Genomic DNA, 17457 nt, shown 5'->3' on the forward strand with positions numbered 1-17457 from the left:
CTACCGTTTCCACTGCAGGGCAAGATAGTCGAGTATGTTACGAAAACTGACATTGCTATACTGCAGCCGGTCAATTTCAAGCAAATACTTTAACATCCTTGCCCCTTCCTCTTGACTTTCACCGTTCAAATCTTTTTGGGCGCGCTCCTTCAGCCAAAGTACCAGATATTTTTGTTCAGGTTTACTCTTAGCCAGTTCGGCCAACTTATGCGCACTGACCAAAGCTAAGGGACTGCCTTCTACCAGCTCTTGATAAAAGTACTTGGTCGCCTGGTCTAGCTTAGCCGTGTCGCCTAGTTCAGCAACTTCACTATCATTGAAGCCATTGTCGATCAGCCAGGCACTTTTGTCTCTTTCCTGGTCGCTTGCGCCAAAGTTGATAATTTGGGAACGTGAGCGAATCGTGGGCAAAATCTGATCAAGATTAGTCGTAATAAGAATCGTAACCACTGGTGCTATTGGCTCTTCAAGCATATTTAACAGTGCATTGGCCGCTGGTAAAGTGAGCTTTTGCGCCTCATTAACCAAAAAGAAACGTGTGCTACTTTGCACTGGACTCTTAGCCAGTTCTTCTTTCAACAACCGTATTTGGTCAATTCCTAAACTCTGCTTACCTTCTGGACCAACTAGTAAAACATCAGGGTGGTTGCCAGCAATAATTTGACGACAATTCTGGCAGCTTCCGTCTGGCTTGTTTTGACCAGTACAATTAAACAAGCAGGCCAACCAATAAGCCGTGTTCAGCGCCGCGCGCCCATTGGCAGCACAGAATAGGTAGCTGTGTGCCAGTTTATGCTGGTCTAATGCCTGCCGCAAAAAAGCGGCTGGTCGGGCACTGCGCTCAGAAATCTCAATTGCCATTAAAACTGCTTAAAGTCTTCTACAGGCAGGACAAAACAGGTGGCACCGCCAACTGACACCTTAACCGGCTGACTACTGAGGTCAAAGCCGTTCAAGCCAATACTTGGGTTCAGATATTCTTCGCGCCCTTTTGACTCTTCCTTGATTACCCGCAAAACCTGGTTAACGTGCTTCTCATCAATTCCAATCAAAAAAGTCGTATTTCCTTCACTTAGAAAGCCTCCGGAAGTCGCCAACTTAGTTGCCCGAATACCTTCTTTGGCAAAAGCACCCTGCAGCCTGCCAGCATCTTCTTTTTGAACAATCGCAATTATTAATTTCATTAAAATCCATCCTTTAGCAACTCTGTTGGTATCTGGTTTGCGATAATTTTAACACAAGCTTCGACCACTTGCTCAAGTGGTCCACTCGCATTCACTACTTTAATCCGGTCAGGATATGCTTGCTTAACTTCTTGATAACCCTGGTAAACTTGCTCGTGAAAAGTCAATTGCTCTTGCTCCAGGCGATCTTTTTGCCCCGCCCGAACTTTAGCTATTCTGGCCAAGCCAACTGCCGGTTTAACGTCCAAAAAAAGAGTCAGATCCGGTTCAATCTTACTCGTCGCAAAATCATTAATTTGCTTGACTGGAAAAATCCCCAGCTTACGTCCCACACCTTGGTAGGCTAACGAACTATCAACGAACCGATCTGCAAAAATCACTTTACCCGACTTGAGAGCCGGAATGATTGTTTCACCCATGTGCTGACTACGCGCAGCCGCGTAAAGTAAGGCTTCCGTCTTGGCCGCCATTTTTTCATTGGTCGGGTCCAAAATAAGTTGCCGAATTTTCTCGGCAATCACTGAACCGCCTGGTTCACGCGTCACTAGATATTGTGTTTTAAGCCTGGGGCCAATGCGCGCCACCACTTGCTCCAAAACGGTGCTTTTACCAGAACCGTCAGGCCCCTCAAAGCTGATAAAAAAACTTTTCATAAAACTCTCCATGACTCTATTTTACAAGAGTTCACTTGAGAAAAACACCCATATGACATTTTTTAATTTTGGACCAAATAAAAAGCCCTCAAATGAGGACCTTCTATTCAGATATCGCATTGGTGAACCCACTAAATCTGGTATGTCGAATACGGGCTTCGTCATATAAAAAAGAGTACTTCGCCCGCAAAATTTTTCTGGCAACAATGTTATTGTCTGACATATCCAACGTAGTAAGGTCCAAACTCTTCTGGACCGCAATTTCTTCTTGTAGCTTGGCGATCGTTGCGATCAACTGGTCATCGCCCATTTGCTTTACTCTACGTGCCATTAGATTGACGTTCTCCCTTGTACTGCCCGTTTCAGGGTAATTGAATTAGCATATTCAATGTCACTGCCGACTGCTAACCCGGCGGCCAGACGAGTCACCTTAAGGCCAGCCGGTTTAATCAATTTGCCGATGTACATCGCCGTCGCTTCTCCTTCTGGGGTCGAATTGAGCGCCAAAATCACTTCTTTCACCTTGTCCTGTTTTTGCAAACGAAGGATCAGTGACTTGATATTAATTTCTTCTGGACCGATCCCATCCATGGGTGACAAGACTCCGTGCAGCACATGGTAAAGGCCGTTATACTCGCCCATCTCTTCAAAAGCCATGACATCCTTAGGCTGTTCAACAACCATAATTGTTGACTGCTCACGATTCTGGTCGGCACAGATGGAACAGGGATCCTCTTCTGTAATGTTGCCACAGATAGAGCACCGCCGTAGCTTTTCTTTGACCGCATTTAAGGCTGTGCTGAAGTTATGAACATCTTCAGTTGGCATATCGAGCGTATAAAAAGCTAAACGGGTCGCCGTCTTTTCACCAATACCAGGCAATTTCAGATAAGAATCAATTAAATGCGCAAGCGGTGCTGGATATTGCAATTAGATCATACCCTTCGTATATTTACCTAAACTCGACTGGGTCGCATCATCAATTGCCGCCAAGCCCTTATTAACCGCATCAATGATTAAGTCTTGGAGCATATCTGGGTCATCTGGATCAATGGCAGCTTGATTAATATCCACCTTTTTAAGTTTACGATCCCCACTAAAAGTGGCCACGACTAAGTCCTCTGCAGATTTGCCGACAAATTCCTGTGCTGTAATGGTTTGTTGCTCCTGGGCCATTTGCTCTTGCAATTTTTTAGCCTGTTTCATCATTTGTTGCATATTCATGCCACCCATTGCACCAAAATTAGGTTTCTTACTCATTGTTTTCTCCTTACACTAATTAATCCTTAACGTTGACAGTATCGCCAAAGAGGTCTTTAGCCTGCTGCACAACTTCGTTGTCATTGTCATTGTTAACTTCTGACTGCTTTTCGTCAGTTGCACTCGTCTTGCTCTTGCTCCTTAGTTCTTCGCGATGGGTTTGCAAGAACTCCTGGCGGACCGTGAACCAATCCTTATCAGGAACCAGCACAATTTCGTATTCATGCTGGGCAAATTTGGCAATTTGTTCAGTTAAAATTGCCAGCAGATCATCATCAGAACTGGCCTTTTCAAACCAGAGGGCATACTTGCATTTCATCACTACTTGATCAGGGCTCGCCGCTACCGGTTCAAGCACATCAAGCAGGGCCCGTTGTGAAACAGCCAAAACAGACTGCAGGTCTGGCCAGACTGCTTTAATAGCCTGCAAGTCTTGTTTGGTTGCATTTTCCAATACATGATAGACCTGCTTGCGATTTTGCTGATCTTGACGGGGGGCGTTTTTGACCCGTTGGGGCGAACTAGCCGCCTTATCCGCCTGCTTAACTGGCCTAGTCTGTTTGACCGGACTTGAACTATGGTCGTCGAGATGAAAGATCTGCTCACTGCTTTTTCCGTGCTGCTTACCCCAAGCCGTAAACTTGGTGGTCAAATCAACTACTTGCTTTTTCAAGGCCGTCACTTCAGCTTGTAAGTCGTCAGCTCCCGGTTTTTCACCTGGTTTGTTGGCCGCTGCTGCCGGTGTATTTGCTAAGGGGGTGGTGCTTTCAACCAGAAACACCTCTAAGGGAATCTGCTGCTGGTTAGTATAGCGCAAATTGCCCAAGGCCGTATTAGCTGCTGCAATCAGACCAAAATAGCGTTCTGGCGGTATATCCGCCACCTTGCTAAAAAAATCCTCATTTAAAAACTTACGTTCAGTTTGACCGCCGGTTTTAACAGCTAGCAAGGCCTGGGTGGCTAAGTCAATAAGTTCAGTCAAGATGTTCTTGGAGCTGGCCCCCTCCTGCAACTGACTTTGAGCAAGGGTCAGGGCCCCACTGGTATCCCGATGCAAAAGTGCCAGCAAAATTTGTTCAATTTTTTCTTTTGCGGCAAAACCGGTTATTTCCAAGGCGGCTCTATACTCAACCCGGTCTGTTTCGTAACTTAGCAGTTGGTCCAGGATACTTAACGCATCCCGCATCCCGCCATCGGCTACCTGAGCAATTACGGCCAAGGCCTGGTCATCATACTTAACCTTTTCCTGATCCAAGATATATTGCATCCGTTCCTGCAGTTTGCTCGCACTGATACGTTTGAAGTTGTAGCGCTGCGTCCGCGAAATAATCGTCGCTGGCACCTTCTGTAATTCCGTTGTCGCTAAAATGAAAACAACGTGTTCGGGCGGCTCTTCCAATGTTTTGAGTAGGGCATTGAAGGCTCCCAGCGAGAGCATGTGCACCTCGTCAATAATATAGACCTTGTATTTTCCTTGGGTCGGCGCGTACTTGACTTTGTCGCGAATTTCCCGAATCTCATCTACCCCATTATTGGAAGCCGCATCGATCTCCATAATGTCCGCCATTGCACCCTTGTCCGCCGCCTGACAGTTGGCACACTCATTGCAAGGCTCACCATCTTGCAGGTTAGTGCAGTTCAGGGCTTTAGCAAAAATCTTAGCACACGAAGTCTTGCCCGTCCCACGCGGTCCGGCAAACAAAAATGCATGCGAAATCGTGCCACGCTTAATTGCGTTCTTTAGCGTATTGGTAATATCTTCCTGACCAACGACACTGTCAAAGGTTCGTGGCCGCCACTTGCGGTATAACGCTTGATAAGCCATGCTCTATCTTTCCTAGTAAAAAACTCTTAACTCTTCGAAAGAGTTAAGAGTTTGTGAATGTCTATAAAAGGCACATGCCCGAGCAACCTTAGTGCTGCTACCTTCCGGTCCTGACACGCTTCAGAAGTCAAACATTGCCCACAGATAATACTACCGTATTTGCCAACATTTTTCCACTAATTTGTCGTATTTTTATTATTTTCACCGCTGTCACTGATAAGTTTCTGTTGCTTTTGCTGGCGTCTAATTTCTTGAAAAAACTTTTTCAACATCTGACTCGCTTCATCCCGATACATGCCCCGAATAATCTGCGGATGGTGGTTGAACTTGGCCACATCAAAGAGGTTGACTACACTGCCAGCTGCCCCGGCTTTAGGATCGGCAGCCCCGTAAACCACCTGCTTAAGCCGGGCATTGATAATGGCGCCAGCACACATCGGACACGGTTCCAAGGTAACAAATAGGCTGCAATCTAACAGCCGCCAAGTGCCTAAAGTAGCGCAAGCCTGTCTGATGGCAATCAGCTCGGCATGCTGAGTCGCATCTTGATCCAGCTCCCGGTGATTAAAGCCGGCCCCCACAACTTCTCCGTTAGCGTTTACTACAATAGCACCAATTGGGACTTCGTGCAGGTCTTGGGCCTTCTTAGCCTCGGCAAAGGCTAGTTCCATGTATTTTTTCTTTGCAGCACTTGACAAATCCATTAATTATTCACCGCTTGCAGAACATAATAGCCCTTGTCCCGCACCAGAATGCTACAGTTGCCAAAAGTGGCCTGCAGTAACTTACGTGCGCTCGGTTCACCCTGCTTCTTTTGGATTACGACAAGTAAAATGCCCTTTTCAACCAGGTGGTTCTTGGCTCCGGACAAAATACTTGTAACAACCGCTTTCCCAGCTCTAATTGGCGGATTAGTAACAATTAGGCCAAACTTTTTACTGGCAGCAACTTCTTCATAAACATTGGAAGAATAAATTAGCACGTTGGCAATATTGTTCACTGCGGCATTCTGCCGGGCTAAGTTAAGTCCCCGCTCGTTAACATCGACCATTTCGACCGTCTGCTCAGGCCAGAACTTAGCCGCAAAGAGGCCTAAAGGGCCATACCCAGTTCCGACGTCGAGAATATTGCAAGGCGGAAAATCAAGCCCTACCATCTGCTTAAGCAAAACGCCCGTCCCATAGTCAACCTGCAACTTCGAAAAGACTCCAGCGTCAGTTGTGAATTTCAGGTCTATTCCATTTACCTGGTAGTCAACCACATGCTCATCGTGCTTGGAGGTTGGATTACTTTCAAAGTACATTTGATTTTTTGTCTCAGTCATTATTTGCTCGTTTCTAAAACACTATTCTTGAGATAATTTTACCGAACCAGCGGTTTTTTGCAAATTTATTGCCAAACTCGACGAATTATTTAACACTAGGAACACAAACTCGAAAAACACAAAAAGGCGCAAGCCCAAATCGTTGAGCTTACGCCTTTTTTGATTGCTTGGTCCAGTTGGACTGTAACTATTTAAGCGTTACAGAAGCGCCAACTTCTTCAAGCTTAGCTTTAATGTCGTTAGCTTCATCTTCAGAAACGCCTTCCTTAACGTTCTTAGGAGCGCCATCAACAAGATCCTTTGAGTCCTTAAGGCCAAGTCCAGTGAGATCACGAACAACCTTAATAACCTTAACTTTTTCTTGACCTGCTTCAGTCAATTCAACATCGTATGATGATTTAGCGGCAGCATCGCCACCAGCAGCACCAGCTGCGGCAACAGGCGCAGCAGCAGTAACGCCAAATTCATCTTCAATCGCCTTTACCAGGTCGTTTAATTCAAGAATTGAAGCATTTTTCAAGTCTTCAATAATCTTTTCAGTATCTAAAGCCATACTTATGTATCCTCCGAAATTTAATATTCAAAATTATAGTTCTTATTCTGCAGCTTCATCTTTTGAATCAGCAACAGCTTTAACAGCATATGCGACGTTGCGAACAGGTGCTTGCAATACAGAAATAAGCATTGACAGCAGGCCTTCGCGTCCAGGGATAGCGGCAAGAGATTTGATTTCTTCTTTCGAAGTTACCTTACCTTCCAGCATACCACCCTTAATTTCAAGAACGTCGAAATCATCCTCGTATTTAGAAACAATCCGGGCTGGTTCAGTAACGTCTTCTGCATTATCAGTATAGATAACAGCAGTCGGACCAACAAAAGTATCATTAAGACCTTCCATGCCAGCTTTAGCAGCAGCACGTCTAAGGTATGTGTTCTTGATAACCTTCATCTTGACATCGTTATCACGAAGTTCCTTACGCATGTTAGTTACTTCTTCAACCGTTAACCCAAGGTAGTTAATTACCAAAACGGCCTTGGCAGCCTTAAGTTCTTCAGCAATCGCATCAACGAGTTTTTCTTTTTCAGCAATAGCAGCTTTACTCAATCAAATTCACCTCCACTAATTAAATTTGTTAATAAATTCCATTAGGCCTAAAAAAACTCCATGCCAAGCAAGACATGGAGGATTAATATCTTCATTATCTTCTGGCCTCGGCGGGAAATTAAGGCTTACGCCACCCGAGTCTTAGGTAGAATTTACTTAATTAACTATAGCAGGGCAAGCGCCCAAATGCAAGTTATTTCTTACCACTTTCCATCAGTTCAAATAATTCCCCTGAGGTCTTGTAAATAACCCAACTAGCAATATTGACGATGTGGTCGCTAATTCTCTCTAGCAGCCGGATAATGACAAAATAACTGGCTGAGGCGACCGCAGCATTGGGGTCTTTTTCTACACCATCAATAATCAATTTGCGCGCTTTTTTATAGTCCGCATACACTTCCTGGTGGCCACTGACCATTGCTCGAGCCGTCTGTTCGTCTTCTTGAACATAAGCGGTCAAAACCTGGATCAGCATCGTACGTACCTGGTGCGTCATTTGCGAAATAATGGTCTCTACGTCAGCGATCCGCGGATTACCCTTCACCCTAACCGTTTCAACGGCAATACTGTTGGCATTCTCGCCAATCCGTTCTAAGTCCGTAGTTGCCTTCAAGATACTAATCACAACCCGAAAGTCAGTGGCGACCGGTTGCTGCAAAGCCATTAGCGACAGGGCCTTTTTTTCAATCTTAATCGCCTCTTTGGCAACTTCCTTGTCTTCGGCAATCATTTCTTGGGCAATCTTTTTATCGTGGTCGACAAACGAGCGCGTCCCTTTGTCAATTAGGTCATTGACCAAGACCCCTAATTCCATAAACCGGGTATTTAACTTCTTTAATTCATCTAAAAATATTTCGTGCATAATCCACCTCTACTCTATCCAAAGCGACCATTAAGATAATTACTAGTAATTTCTTTTTTAGGTGCCATAAACATCTCTTCTGTTGTTCCCACTTCAATCAGATTACCGTCCATCAAAAAGGCCACTTGGTCGGCTACCCGGCTAGCCTGCTGCAGATTGTGTGTCACCATAATAAAAGTGTATTTCTGCTTTAGGCCGGTCAAAGTTTCCTCAATTTCGGCACTGGAAATCGGGTCAAGGGCCGAAGTTGGTTCATCAAGTAGCACCACTTCGGGTCTAATTGCGAGGGCTCGAGCAATACAGATACGCTGCTGCTGGCCGCCAGAAAAGGCCATGGCATTCCGTTGCAAGTTATCCTTCGTTTCTTCCCAGATGGCGGCCTGCTTCAGGCTCTCTTCCACCCGTTGATCGATCAGGTCCTTGTCCCTAACGCCAGCCACACGCAGTCCATAGGCTACATTGTCATAAACCGAAAAAGGAAATGGCGTCGGTTGCTGAAAGACCATCCCGACCCGTTTACGCAGAGCAACTAAGTCCAGGTGATGATCATAAATATTTTTACCTTCCAGCGTAATCCTGCCCCTGATCTTGATGTTGTCAATATCGTCGTTCATGCGGTTAAGGCAGCGCAGAAAAGTCGACTTACCACAGCCGGAAGGTCCAATTAAAGCCGTCAACTTCCGGTCGGGAAAAGCAAGGGTAATTCCATGTAGTGCTTCATACTTACCGTAATTTAATTTAACGTTTTCGGCTTCCATCACATTTGTCATCTTGCTGCTCCTTTATCCAAAACTACCCTGAATGTACTTCTCCGTGATTTCACCTTGAGGATTGGTAAAAATATTGGTAGTAGTGTCATATTCAAGGGCGTGCCCTAAGTGGAAGAAGGCAGTATACTCACTAATTCGTGAGGCCTGCTGCATGTTGTGGGTTACCATAACCATCGTGTACTTCTTACGCAACTGCTTCAAGGTGTCCTCCAGTTTAGCCGTTGAAACCGGATCAAGGGCACTGGCCGGCTCATCTAACAGCAAAACTTCCGGCTTGAGTGCAATTGCCCGAGCAATGCACAGACGCTGCTGTTGACCACCCGATAGGGCTAATGCACTCTGGTCAAGCTTGTCTTTAACCTCATCCCAGAGGGCGGCGGCCCGCAAACTCTCCTCAACAATCTGGTCTAATTTTTGCTTGTCCTGCTGACCATTGGCCTTCAGCGCATAAACAATATTCTCCCTGATTGACTTAGGAAAAGGATTGGGCTTTTGAAAGACCATCCCAATTGCCTTGCGTAGTTCATAGACATTGACCTTTTTCTGGTTGACATTAAGGTCATGAAACATGATCTGACCATCGACCCGGGCAACCCGGTCATTCATCCGATTGAGTGACCGCAAGAAAGTTGACTTCCCTGAACCCGATGCCCCGATGAGGGCAGTAATAGTGTTTTTCTTAAAACCTAAGCTAACCTCAAATAATTTTTGGATAGTACCACCGTAGAAAACCGACAAATCTTGCGTATAAATCGCACAGTCATCTTCGCTGAAGGTCTTAATATGCCGTGCTTGCTCTAAATTATCCATATGACTTCCTTATTTAATCTTAGCCGCGGTTAACCGGCGGTAAAGCCAGTTGCCCAGGGCGCGTGCGCCAAAGTTAAACATAATTACCACAATTACCAGTAAGGCCGAAGTGGCGGCTGAAACAAGGTTAACATCTGGAATAATGCCTTCCGTATTAACCTTCCAGATATGCACTGCCAATGTTTCGGCTGGCCGCATCACGTTTAAAAAGCTGGTCGGACTAAACGGGTTCCAGTTGGAATAGTCGACGGTCGACCCACTCTGACCAGCAGTATAAATCAGAGCCGCCGCTTCACCAAAGACGCGGCCGGCGCTTAAAATTACGCCCGTGATAATGCCAGGAAGAGCTGCTGGCAGAACAATGCCTCGGATAGTCTTCCAATTAGAAAGACCTAGCGCCCAGCCAGCCTCACGCTGGGTCTGAGGCACGCCCTTGATTGCTTCTTCAATGTTACTAGTCAAGATTGGTAGGTTGAAGAAGGTCAGTGCTAACGCGCCCGCAATAATAGAAAAGCCGAGACCGAATTGAACTACAAATAACAGGTAGCCAAATAGTCCGACGACAATTGATGGTAGCGAACTCAGAATTTCAATGGTAGTTCTGATCAACTGCGTCAACCAGGTGTCACCAGCATATTCAGCCAAGTAGATGGCCGCGCCCAGTGCAATCGGAAAAGAGATTAGCAAAGTGAGTAGCAACAAGTACAGCGAGTTAAAAAGTTGGTCGCGGACACCGCCGCCTGCTTCAAAAGAAGAGGCTGTCGCGGTCAGGAAGTGCCAGGACAGGTGGGGCAAGCCTGAAATGAGAATATTGCCAATGATTCCAACCAATAGCAGAATAACAATGCCCACCAGAAAATAAATGACGCCCGTAGCAATCCGGTTAGTTTTTTTTGAATTCATAGGCCTTTAACTCTTCTTTCCAATCAAGTGTACTAAAAAGTTGAACACCAGAGACATGACAAGTAACAACAGGGCCAAAGACCACAGTGCATTATTAGGCAGGGTGCCCATGACGGTGTTTCCCATTTGACTAGTCAACTGACTAGTTAAGGTAGCAGCTGGACTGACCAAATTAGCTGGCATTAAGACTGCATTACCAATTGCCATCTGCACAGCCAGAGCCTCGCCAAAGGCCCGCGCCATGCCAAAGATGACTGCGGTCATAATCCGTGCTCGGGCAGCCCGTAAGACAACGTGAAAAATAGTCTGCCACTGCGTTGCGCCAAGAGCGGCTGAAGATTTCCGCAATTCTTTGGGAACAGCCTTGAAAGCATCAACCGTGAGCGAGGTAATTGTCGGTAAGACCATTACAAATAAAATCAGTGTGGCCGTTAAAATACCAAAACCGGTACCACCAAAAATTTTCCTGACGGCCGGAACAATAACGGTTAAGCCCAAGAAACCATATACCACTGACGGAATACCAACTAGTAGTTCCATCACAGATTGCAAGAGGCGCACTTTCCGGCCCGATTCATATTCGGTCATAAAAAGCGCTACCGCAATAGAAAATGGCGTAGCTAAAAGCGCTGCTAGCAGGGTCACTGCAAAAGAGGTGACAATCATGGCAGCTGCTCCTACGTGTTCTTTACCAGCACTTGGGTTCCAATCAGTCGTAAAGAGAAAATGAAAGACATTTACCCTATCAGCAAAAAAGGTGGCCAACCCCCGCAAGCCGACAAAGCCAATAATGGCAACAATCAAAATCCCAATTAAGCCAATTGCCAACAGGGTTAACCCTTTGCCCCAACGCTCTTGCCGCGTTTCCTTAGATGGCTTGGTTAAGCGTGCAATATCAATATCCTGAGGGTCAATACCCTTGAACTTGACGTGTGGTACCTTTTGCTGGGCAATTGCCTTTTCGACCACTTTTTGCAAATCTTGTTTCTTTTTTCCCATCTTACTTACCTATCTGCGTAATGTTATTTTGACTGTCACGCGCAACTTTCATCTCGTGGATGCTGAGATAACCAATCTTCGGTACCAGATCCTGTTGCACCTTCTTGCCCAAGACGTACTTGATGAAGGCCGCCGTTGCCTTGTTTGGCTTGCCCTTAGTATACATATGTTCATATGACCAGAGGGGCCACTTATTAGCGGGAATATTCTGATTATCTGGTCGAACACCGTTCAAACTCAATTTTTGAATGTTTTGATCATTAGCATAGGGAAAAGAAATATAAGAAATTGTACCTGGGGTGGTGCTGACAATCTTTTTGACGGTGCCATTAGAATCTTGTTCTTGGGAATTAACCGCTTCCTTGCCCGACAAGATAAGATCTTCAAAGGTTGTTCTGGTACCACTGCCCCGGGAACGGTTAATGACAATAATTGGCAAGTTTTTTCCGCCAACTTGACGCCAATTTTTTACTTTACCGGTAAAAATCGCTGCTAGCTGCTGGGTCGACAGGTCCTTAACCCCGACCCCCTTATTAGCAATCGGGACAATCCCCACCACGGCCACCGGGTAATCCTTGAGCTCTGCTGCATCAATCCCCTTCTGGGTAGCAGCAAAAACGTCAGACGTGCCCACTTCAACTGCGCCGGCCTGTACCTGGCTGAGTCCAGTACCAGAACCGCCGCCCTGCACGACAATATTACTGCTCATGTGGGCCAAGTGGTAATCATTTCCAGCTTGTTCAATTAAGGGCTGCAAAGCACTTGAACCAACAATAGTAATCTTTTCTTGGTTCTTACTGCAACCAACTAAAAAAAGCGGCACAACCACGATGACAGCCAAAAGTTTGACCAAATTATTTTTCCGCATTCAAAATTCCTCAATTAGACAATTAAATTAGTTATAGTTTACCAAATCTTGCCCCCTCGTTAAACCATAAATTCTTTGAAGATAAAACCCAAGGGACTAGCTTGCAATATTTAAAGCTGTTTAACATAAAAAATCCTGCTGATAGAATCATCTCTACCAACAGGATTTATTTTATCAGCCGTAGCCAACAAGATTATTTACTTATTAGTCTAAGTTCAATGGGTCCAGCTTAATCCCTGGGCCAAAAGTTGCGGCAACAGCCACACTCTTAACATATTGCCCCTTAGCAGCTGATGGACGAGCCCGCAGAATAACATCGCGCAGGGCGTCAAAGTTCTCAACCAGTTGCTCATCAGTGAATGAAACCTTACCAATAGCAGCGTGGATGGCAGCTTGCCGGTCAACTCGGTATTCAACCTGACCAGCCTTAACATTTTCAACGGCCTTGGCAATATCCATGGTCACAGTACCAGTCTTAGGGTTTGGCATTAAGCCTTTTGGTCCCAGTACCCGACCCAAACGACCAACTTTAGCCATCATCGTTGGTGTTGCAACAACAACGTCAAAGTCCAAGTAACCGTTTTGAATCTTTTCTACCAGGTCATCTGAACCAACTTCATCAGCACCCGCTGCCTTAGCTTCTTCAGCTTGAGCACCTTCAGCAAAAACAACTACCTTTTGAGTTCTACCGGTACCGTTTGGCAAGACCAGTGAACCCCGAATTTGTTGATCAGCTTGCTTAGGGTCAACGCTCAAATTGTATGAAACTTCAACTGAAGCATCAAAGCCTGCATATGAAGTCTCTTTAACCAACTTCATTGCTTCGGCAACCGAATATAACTTCTTTGAGTCTACTTTTTTAGCAGCTTCTAAATATTTTTTACCATGCTTTGGCATGTGATTTCCTCCTTAATATGTGGTCAAACGAGCACGCCGGCTCTCCCACCTAAATTGTTATAAATAACAGGATTAGTCTTCGACTTCGATACCCATGCTTCTAGCAGTACCTTCGATCATCCGCATAGCAGCCTCGACATCAGCAGCGTTAAGGTCTTGCATCTTGGTTTCCGCAATTTCCTTAACCTGAGCCTTGGTAACCTTACCAACCTTCTTGGTGTTCGGTTCACCGGACGCCTTATCAATCTTGGCAGCTTGCTTCAAAAGAACTGGAGCTGGTGGAGTCTTAGTTATAAATTCGAATGAACGATCTTCATAAACCGTGATGACTACAGGAATAATCATGCCTTTTTGGTCAGCAGTTCTAGCATTGAAGTCCTTGGTAAAACCTACAATGTTAATTCCCGCCTGACCTAAAGCAGGACCAACTGGGGGTGCAGGTGTTGCTGCACCAGCTGGTATTTGTAATTTGACAACGTTAATAACTTTCTTTGCCACGGTCAAAACCTCCTTGATTCCGTGCGTGGTTAAAATGGAAAACTAACCTATTTTCCTCCCACAATAATAAAAGTACTTTAATATCGTACCATCGTTTACCTACTTTTGCAATTACTTGCCCAACTTTAACTAATCTTCTTAACCTGGTCGTAGTCAAGTTCAGTAGTGGTTTCCCGGCCGAACATATCAACCAGGACAAAGAGCTTGTAGCGGTCGGCTTGGACTTCGGTAATCTTACCCTCAACCCCGTTAAAGGCACCATCGGTAATTGTTACCGTCTCTCCGACTTCAAAGTCAATCTGCGGCCGCTTAGCCGGCTCACCTTGCTGACGCAAGAGCCGATTTACTTCTTCTTCAAGTAGTGGGGACGGCTTAGAACCACCCCCGTGAGAGCCAACAAAACCCGTAACATTAGGTGTGTTACGGACAACGAACCAGCTCTCGTCGGTCATGACCATCTCCACCAACACATAACCTGGGAAAACTTTTTCCTCGACCTTTTTCTTCTTATCATTGACCTTTTCAATTTTTTCTTGTTCCGGGACCATCACCCGAAAAATGTAGTCTTGCATCCCCATACTTTGTGCACGTGACAGCAAGTCGGACTTAACCTTATCTTCATAACCTGAATAAGTATGAAGTACAAACCATTGCTTCTTAGCTGTTTCAACCATTACGATGAATTCTCCTTTAGTTTTGGCAAACAAAAAAACCTCCACGTCAGAGGTCTTCTTTAATTATCATTATTCTATCACAAGTAGCGCATCTTTGCTACTTACATAAATAATTGCGTCAACTTGCCAAAGAGTAGGTCAAGCAAACCTAGATACGAGGCAAAGAGAATTGAGGTTACAATTACGATTCCCGTGTCATGCCGGTTTTGCTTAGCTGATGGCCAGGTTACCAGGCGCATCTCTTTACCAACGCTCTTAAAAAACTTAATCATTATCCTTACCTCGTTTCTTTATGTAGGGTCTTTTTGCCGCAATGCTTGCAAAACTTGTTCAGTTCAAGCCGCTTCGTGCGATTGGTGCTTGCGGTGATCGAGTAATTACGCGAGCCGCAAACGCTGCAGGCTAAGGATGCTTTTTTCACTGCCATAATCTCACTTCCAAACTACTGTATTCTAGCAAAAAACAACTTTTTAAACAAGAAAATAAGCCAGATTCTTCAAGAAGAAAACAAAGGCAGCTACTCTATCCGAGTAGCTGCCGCCCTGAGTTGGTGGTCAATCCAAGTAAAACACTGCGTCAGTGTCTTGGACTTGACTTACTTCTTAAGTTTTTCTTCGATCAAGGCTTTAAGCTGATCGTCTGAATAATTTAGAACCGGTAACATCGTTTCTTCAGTCTTAATGGTATCGTGGCCATTTTCTTCCATAAAATAATCCCACAGAGCATCTCTAACTGGAATATCGGCATCACTCCAGTCAAACACTTCTTTCATGTGCCGGTCAAGTAATGCTGTCTTCATCTCTTCTGCCATTTTAACTACCTCCTGAATTTTTTCTTTTACTAGTTTTATTGTAACGCTATTTAGTTTGCCCACTGCTTAAAAAACACTATTTTAACAAGGTAGCGCGCATTTTTTGTAATAAACGTGAACGCGCCCGGCCAAGGGCCTTGTGATCAACCGCTAGGAGCTCAATAACGTCTTCTGGGCTAGCCATCCCTAGGGTTACCAACAAGGCATTCATTTCCAAGTTGGACAAATTAGCAACCACTTCCGTCAGACTCTCGGTTAGTGGTACTTGAGATTCGGACACCTGGTCGCGGTGTAGCGGTCCGAGGCCATTTTCTTGGGCTGTTTCCAGCGATACCGACTGTAGCAGCGCACGGCGCCGATATGCCGTATTGTATCTGACTAGGGATTTAGCGTGGTTGGTTAACCGAGTTTTATAATAACTACTGAAGCGGCCGCGCTGGCAATCGTAATTTATGGCTGACTGGTGGCAGATGATCAACGCCTCTTGATCCCAATCCTGACTATCATAATCGCGCACGTGGTACTTCTGCTTAACACTGTTGATTAGCGGCTGATACAAGTAATACAGCTTTTTCAGGGCATCATCGTCGCCCGCCTTAGTTTGGAGAATCAACTTATCTTCACGTTTTTTGGTTTGTTCGTATTTTTGCATGTGCTGCTCCTTCATCTAACTGGTAAAATGAAGATTATGAAAATAAGTTGCTGCCAGCTATCGAACCATTGTTTATTTTGTCCGAAAATTGGCTAACGCACCTTAAACTCGAAGCAGCTCCTGCTCGCTGATAAATTACTTGTAGCAAAAAAAGATTCTGGGCTAACTGCCCAGAATCTTTTTGACTTTTGCTTAAAGCGGATTACGGCTATTTAGCATCTGATAAAGCAAAACTCCCGTAGCAACACTCGCATTCAACGACTGCACGTGGCCTACCATGGGTAGAGTTAACATCTGATCCATCTGCTCCTTGAGTAGCCGGGAAATACCCTTGCCTTCATTGCCAATCACCAGAACTGTCTTGCCCTTACTATCCCACCTGCGATAGTCTGTACCATCCATGTCTGTACCAAATAGCCAGTAGCCCCGCTTCTTTAGCAGTTGACTTGTCTGCACCAAGTTGCCGACGCGAGCAACAGGAACATGGTCAATAGCGCCCGTCGACGTCTTGGCAACCACTGAAGTAAGGCCAGTTGCATGACGCTTGGGAATGATTACAGCAGCCACGCCAGTGGCATCCGCCGTCCTCAAAATTGATCCTAAGTTGTGGGGATCCTCAATTGAATCCAGCATTAACAAGAAGGGATCCTCAGCCCTCTGGTCGAACTCAGCTAAGAGAGCGGTCAGTTCCGCATATTCAAAACTTGCAACTGCCAAGACTAAGCCTTGATGATTGCCCCCAGCTACTAGCCGATCAAGCTTGTTCTTCGGTACGGTCTGTATAATCAGCCCTTTATCTTTAGCTAAGCCATACACTTCTTTAGCAAAACTCTCTTGGACACCCTGTTGCAAAAAAACTTTGTTAATACGTCCAGCATCTTGCGTTTTTAAAAAATCCAAACCCGCATGTTTACCAAACACAAAGTCGCGCTCACTTGAACTCATAATTATCAATACCACCATTCTCTACGGTTTTAATGCACCACTCAGTTAATTCATGAATCCGTTCATGCTTTCCCAACAACTCTAGATAACCCCAGACCGCCTCAAAGCCGGTCGACAGCTGATAGGTTGCTAGACTGGTGTTTTTGGCCTTGGTGTGGCTTTTGGAATTGCGGCCCCGGCGAAAAGTCGCCAGCTCGCCTGCCTCCAGTAAATGCTCCGCTTGGAGTTTAGTAATAAGCGACGCCTGCGCCTTCGCTGAGACATAGTGAGTAGCACGGCGTTGCAGCACCTGAGGCTTAACCACCCCGCATTTAATTAAGTGCCGCCGAATCGCAATTTCGTATACCGCATCCCCCAAATATGCCAGCGTTTGGCCGTTCAACGTAGCTGGATTGACCGCCTTTTCAATCATTTCTG

26 protein-coding genes, 1 other RNA gene and 1 other annotated feature are annotated in these 17457 nt (G+C 45.5%); all 27 genes read right to left on the reverse strand.

The window, feature by feature from the left end:
• The gene (locus R8389_RS05645) at positions 1-861 is read right to left on the reverse strand and encodes a DNA polymerase III subunit (protein WP_317637057.1); all 861 of its coding nucleotides are present in this window, start codon (positions 859-861) and stop codon (positions 1-3) included.
• Complete coding sequence (locus R8389_RS05650; RefSeq protein ID WP_317637058.1) at positions 861-1184, reverse strand: cyclic-di-AMP receptor; 324 nt, start codon at positions 1182-1184, stop codon at positions 861-863. The genes R8389_RS05645 and R8389_RS05650 overlap by 1 nt, the downstream gene beginning before the upstream one ends.
• Positions 1184-1837 carry a dTMP kinase gene (tmk, locus tag R8389_RS05655; protein ID WP_317637059.1) on the reverse strand — a complete coding sequence of 218 codons (654 nt, stop codon included), beginning with the start codon at positions 1835-1837 and terminating at the stop codon, positions 1184-1186. The genes R8389_RS05650 and tmk overlap by 1 nt, the downstream gene beginning before the upstream one ends.
• A 103-nt stretch (positions 1838-1940) precedes the next feature.
• Complete coding sequence (locus R8389_RS05660; protein WP_317637060.1) at positions 1941-2168, reverse strand: YaaL family protein; 228 nt, start codon at positions 2166-2168, stop codon at positions 1941-1943.
• Entirely contained in the window at positions 2168-2767 is a 600-nt protein-coding gene (recR, locus tag R8389_RS05665; RefSeq protein ID WP_317637061.1) for a recombination mediator RecR, read from the reverse strand. Before recR ends, R8389_RS05660 begins: the two co-directional genes overlap by 1 nt.
• On the reverse strand, positions 2768-3097 hold the full coding sequence (locus tag R8389_RS05670) for a YbaB/EbfC family nucleoid-associated protein (protein WP_317637062.1): 330 nt from the start codon (positions 3095-3097) through the stop codon (positions 2768-2770). It abuts the gene before it with no gap.
• A gap of 19 nt (positions 3098-3116) precedes the next feature.
• Complete coding sequence (gene dnaX, locus R8389_RS05675; RefSeq protein WP_317637063.1) at positions 3117-4922, reverse strand: DNA polymerase III subunit gamma/tau; 1806 nt, start codon at positions 4920-4922, stop codon at positions 3117-3119.
• A gap of 52 nt (positions 4923-4974) precedes the next feature.
• An RNA gene (gene ffs, locus R8389_RS05680) (signal recognition particle sRNA small type) lies at positions 4975-5072 on the reverse strand.
• Positions 5073-5098: 26 nt separating this feature from the next.
• The gene (tadA, locus tag R8389_RS05685; RefSeq protein ID WP_317637064.1) at positions 5099-5626 is read right to left on the reverse strand and encodes a tRNA adenosine(34) deaminase TadA; all 528 of its coding nucleotides are present in this window, start codon (positions 5624-5626) and stop codon (positions 5099-5101) included.
• A complete protein-coding gene (locus R8389_RS05690; protein WP_317637065.1) occupies positions 5626-6246 on the reverse strand; it encodes a class I SAM-dependent methyltransferase in 621 nt (206 codons plus the stop codon). Before R8389_RS05690 ends, tadA begins: the two co-directional genes overlap by 1 nt.
• A gap of 187 nt (positions 6247-6433) precedes the next feature.
• Complete coding sequence (rplL, locus tag R8389_RS05695; RefSeq protein WP_317637066.1) at positions 6434-6799, reverse strand: 50S ribosomal protein L7/L12; 366 nt, start codon at positions 6797-6799, stop codon at positions 6434-6436.
• A gap of 42 nt (positions 6800-6841) precedes the next feature.
• A complete protein-coding gene (rplJ, locus tag R8389_RS05700) occupies positions 6842-7351 on the reverse strand; it encodes a 50S ribosomal protein L10 (protein WP_317637067.1) in 510 nt (169 codons plus the stop codon).
• A gap of 41 nt (positions 7352-7392) precedes the next feature.
• Positions 7393-7515 (reverse strand) — a sequence feature (ribosomal protein L10 leader region).
• Positions 7516-7544: 29 nt separating this feature from the next.
• Positions 7545-8213 carry a phosphate signaling complex protein PhoU gene (gene phoU, locus R8389_RS05705; RefSeq protein WP_317637068.1) on the reverse strand — a complete coding sequence of 223 codons (669 nt, stop codon included), beginning with the start codon at positions 8211-8213 and terminating at the stop codon, positions 7545-7547.
• A 14-nt stretch (positions 8214-8227) separates the two neighbouring features.
• The gene (gene pstB, locus R8389_RS05710; protein ID WP_317637069.1) at positions 8228-8983 is read right to left on the reverse strand and encodes a phosphate ABC transporter ATP-binding protein PstB; all 756 of its coding nucleotides are present in this window, start codon (positions 8981-8983) and stop codon (positions 8228-8230) included.
• A gap of 12 nt (positions 8984-8995) precedes the next feature.
• The gene (gene pstB / locus R8389_RS05715) at positions 8996-9793 is read right to left on the reverse strand and encodes a phosphate ABC transporter ATP-binding protein PstB (RefSeq protein ID WP_317637070.1); all 798 of its coding nucleotides are present in this window, start codon (positions 9791-9793) and stop codon (positions 8996-8998) included.
• A 9-nt stretch (positions 9794-9802) separates the two neighbouring features.
• On the reverse strand, positions 9803-10696 hold the full coding sequence (gene pstA, locus R8389_RS05720) for a phosphate ABC transporter permease PstA (RefSeq protein ID WP_317637071.1): 894 nt from the start codon (positions 10694-10696) through the stop codon (positions 9803-9805).
• A gap of 6 nt (positions 10697-10702) precedes the next feature.
• Entirely contained in the window at positions 10703-11695 is a 993-nt protein-coding gene (gene pstC, locus R8389_RS05725; protein ID WP_317637072.1) for a phosphate ABC transporter permease subunit PstC, read from the reverse strand.
• A 1-nt stretch (position 11696) separates the two neighbouring features.
• Entirely contained in the window at positions 11697-12563 is an 867-nt protein-coding gene (locus R8389_RS05730) for a phosphate ABC transporter substrate-binding protein (RefSeq protein ID WP_317637073.1), read from the reverse strand.
• 204 nt (positions 12564-12767) lie between these two features.
• Entirely contained in the window at positions 12768-13460 is a 693-nt protein-coding gene (gene rplA / locus R8389_RS05735) for a 50S ribosomal protein L1 (protein ID WP_317637074.1), read from the reverse strand.
• Between the two features lie 72 nt (positions 13461-13532).
• The gene (gene rplK, locus R8389_RS05740; RefSeq protein WP_317637075.1) at positions 13533-13958 is read right to left on the reverse strand and encodes a 50S ribosomal protein L11; all 426 of its coding nucleotides are present in this window, start codon (positions 13956-13958) and stop codon (positions 13533-13535) included.
• A gap of 125 nt (positions 13959-14083) precedes the next feature.
• Entirely contained in the window at positions 14084-14632 is a 549-nt protein-coding gene (gene nusG / locus R8389_RS05745; RefSeq protein WP_317637076.1) for a transcription termination/antitermination protein NusG, read from the reverse strand.
• A gap of 101 nt (positions 14633-14733) precedes the next feature.
• Complete coding sequence (gene secE, locus R8389_RS05750) at positions 14734-14904, reverse strand: preprotein translocase subunit SecE (RefSeq protein ID WP_317637077.1); 171 nt, start codon at positions 14902-14904, stop codon at positions 14734-14736.
• 5 nt (positions 14905-14909) lie between these two features.
• Positions 14910-15059 carry a 50S ribosomal protein L33 gene (rpmG, locus tag R8389_RS05755; RefSeq protein ID WP_317637078.1) on the reverse strand — a complete coding sequence of 50 codons (150 nt, stop codon included), beginning with the start codon at positions 15057-15059 and terminating at the stop codon, positions 14910-14912.
• A gap of 168 nt (positions 15060-15227) precedes the next feature.
• Complete coding sequence (locus R8389_RS05760; RefSeq protein ID WP_317637079.1) at positions 15228-15443, reverse strand: P8 family protein; 216 nt, start codon at positions 15441-15443, stop codon at positions 15228-15230.
• A 76-nt stretch (positions 15444-15519) separates the two neighbouring features.
• A complete protein-coding gene (locus R8389_RS05765; protein ID WP_317637080.1) occupies positions 15520-16095 on the reverse strand; it encodes a sigma-70 RNA polymerase sigma factor region 4 domain-containing protein in 576 nt (191 codons plus the stop codon).
• 192 nt (positions 16096-16287) lie between these two features.
• A complete protein-coding gene (gene rlmB, locus R8389_RS05770; protein ID WP_317637081.1) occupies positions 16288-17040 on the reverse strand; it encodes a 23S rRNA (guanosine(2251)-2'-O)-methyltransferase RlmB in 753 nt (250 codons plus the stop codon).
• A complete protein-coding gene (locus R8389_RS05775) occupies positions 17027-17452 on the reverse strand; it encodes a Mini-ribonuclease 3 (protein ID WP_425604670.1) in 426 nt (141 codons plus the stop codon). Before R8389_RS05775 ends, rlmB begins: the two co-directional genes overlap by 14 nt.
• Positions 17453-17457 lie beyond the last annotated feature (5 nt).

Origin of the sequence: Lactobacillus xylocopicola (genome assembly GCF_033096005.1) — a bacterium.
Taxonomy (GTDB): Bacteria; Bacillota; Bacilli; order Lactobacillales; family Lactobacillaceae; genus Lactobacillus; species Lactobacillus xylocopicola.

Coding starts and splice junctions, on each gene's coding strand:
- dnaX (WP_317637063.1), bottom strand. CDS start 4,922: ATGGCTTATCAAGCGTTATACCGCAAGTGGCGGCCACGAACCTTTGAC.
- R8389_RS05765 (WP_317637080.1), bottom strand. CDS start 16,095: ATGCAAAAATACGAACAAACCAAAAAACGTGAAGATAAGTTGATTCTC.
- R8389_RS05775 (WP_425604670.1), bottom strand. CDS start 17,452: ATGATTGAAAAGGCGGTCAATCCAGCTACGTTGAACGGCCAAACGCTG.
- R8389_RS05730 (WP_317637073.1), bottom strand. CDS start 12,563: ATGCGGAAAAATAATTTGGTCAAACTTTTGGCTGTCATCGTGGTTGTG.
- R8389_RS05645 (WP_317637057.1), bottom strand. CDS start 861: ATGGCAATTGAGATTTCTGAGCGCAGTGCCCGACCAGCCGCTTTTTTG.
- tadA (WP_317637064.1), bottom strand. CDS start 5,626: ATGGATTTGTCAAGTGCTGCAAAGAAAAAATACATGGAACTAGCCTTT.
- rplL (WP_317637066.1), bottom strand. CDS start 6,799: ATGGCTTTAGATACTGAAAAGATTATTGAAGACTTGAAAAATGCTTCA.
- R8389_RS05690 (WP_317637065.1), bottom strand. CDS start 6,246: ATGACTGAGACAAAAAATCAAATGTACTTTGAAAGTAATCCAACCTCC.
- R8389_RS05650 (WP_317637058.1), bottom strand. CDS start 1,184: ATGAAATTAATAATTGCGATTGTTCAAAAAGAAGATGCTGGCAGGCTG.
- secE (WP_317637077.1), bottom strand. CDS start 14,904: ATGATTAAGTTTTTTAAGAGCGTTGGTAAAGAGATGCGCCTGGTAACC.
- pstC (WP_317637072.1), bottom strand. CDS start 11,695: ATGGGAAAAAAGAAACAAGATTTGCAAAAAGTGGTCGAAAAGGCAATT.
- pstB (WP_317637070.1), bottom strand. CDS start 9,793: ATGGATAATTTAGAGCAAGCACGGCATATTAAGACCTTCAGCGAAGAT.
- pstB (WP_317637069.1), bottom strand. CDS start 8,983: ATGACAAATGTGATGGAAGCCGAAAACGTTAAATTAAATTACGGTAAG.
- rpmG (WP_317637078.1), bottom strand. CDS start 15,059: ATGGCAGTGAAAAAAGCATCCTTAGCCTGCAGCGTTTGCGGCTCGCGT.
- nusG (WP_317637076.1), bottom strand. CDS start 14,632: ATGGTTGAAACAGCTAAGAAGCAATGGTTTGTACTTCATACTTATTCA.
- phoU (WP_317637068.1), bottom strand. CDS start 8,213: ATGCACGAAATATTTTTAGATGAATTAAAGAAGTTAAATACCCGGTTT.
- R8389_RS05660 (WP_317637060.1), bottom strand. CDS start 2,168: ATGGCACGTAGAGTAAAGCAAATGGGCGATGACCAGTTGATCGCAACG.
- rplA (WP_317637074.1), bottom strand. CDS start 13,460: ATGCCAAAGCATGGTAAAAAATATTTAGAAGCTGCTAAAAAAGTAGAC.
- pstA (WP_317637071.1), bottom strand. CDS start 10,696: ATGAATTCAAAAAAAACTAACCGGATTGCTACGGGCGTCATTTATTTT.
- R8389_RS05670 (WP_317637062.1), bottom strand. CDS start 3,097: ATGAGTAAGAAACCTAATTTTGGTGCAATGGGTGGCATGAATATGCAA.
- tmk (WP_317637059.1), bottom strand. CDS start 1,837: ATGAAAAGTTTTTTTATCAGCTTTGAGGGGCCTGACGGTTCTGGTAAA.
- R8389_RS05760 (WP_317637079.1), bottom strand. CDS start 15,443: ATGGCAGAAGAGATGAAGACAGCATTACTTGACCGGCACATGAAAGAA.
- rlmB (WP_317637081.1), bottom strand. CDS start 17,040: ATGAGTTCAAGTGAGCGCGACTTTGTGTTTGGTAAACATGCGGGTTTG.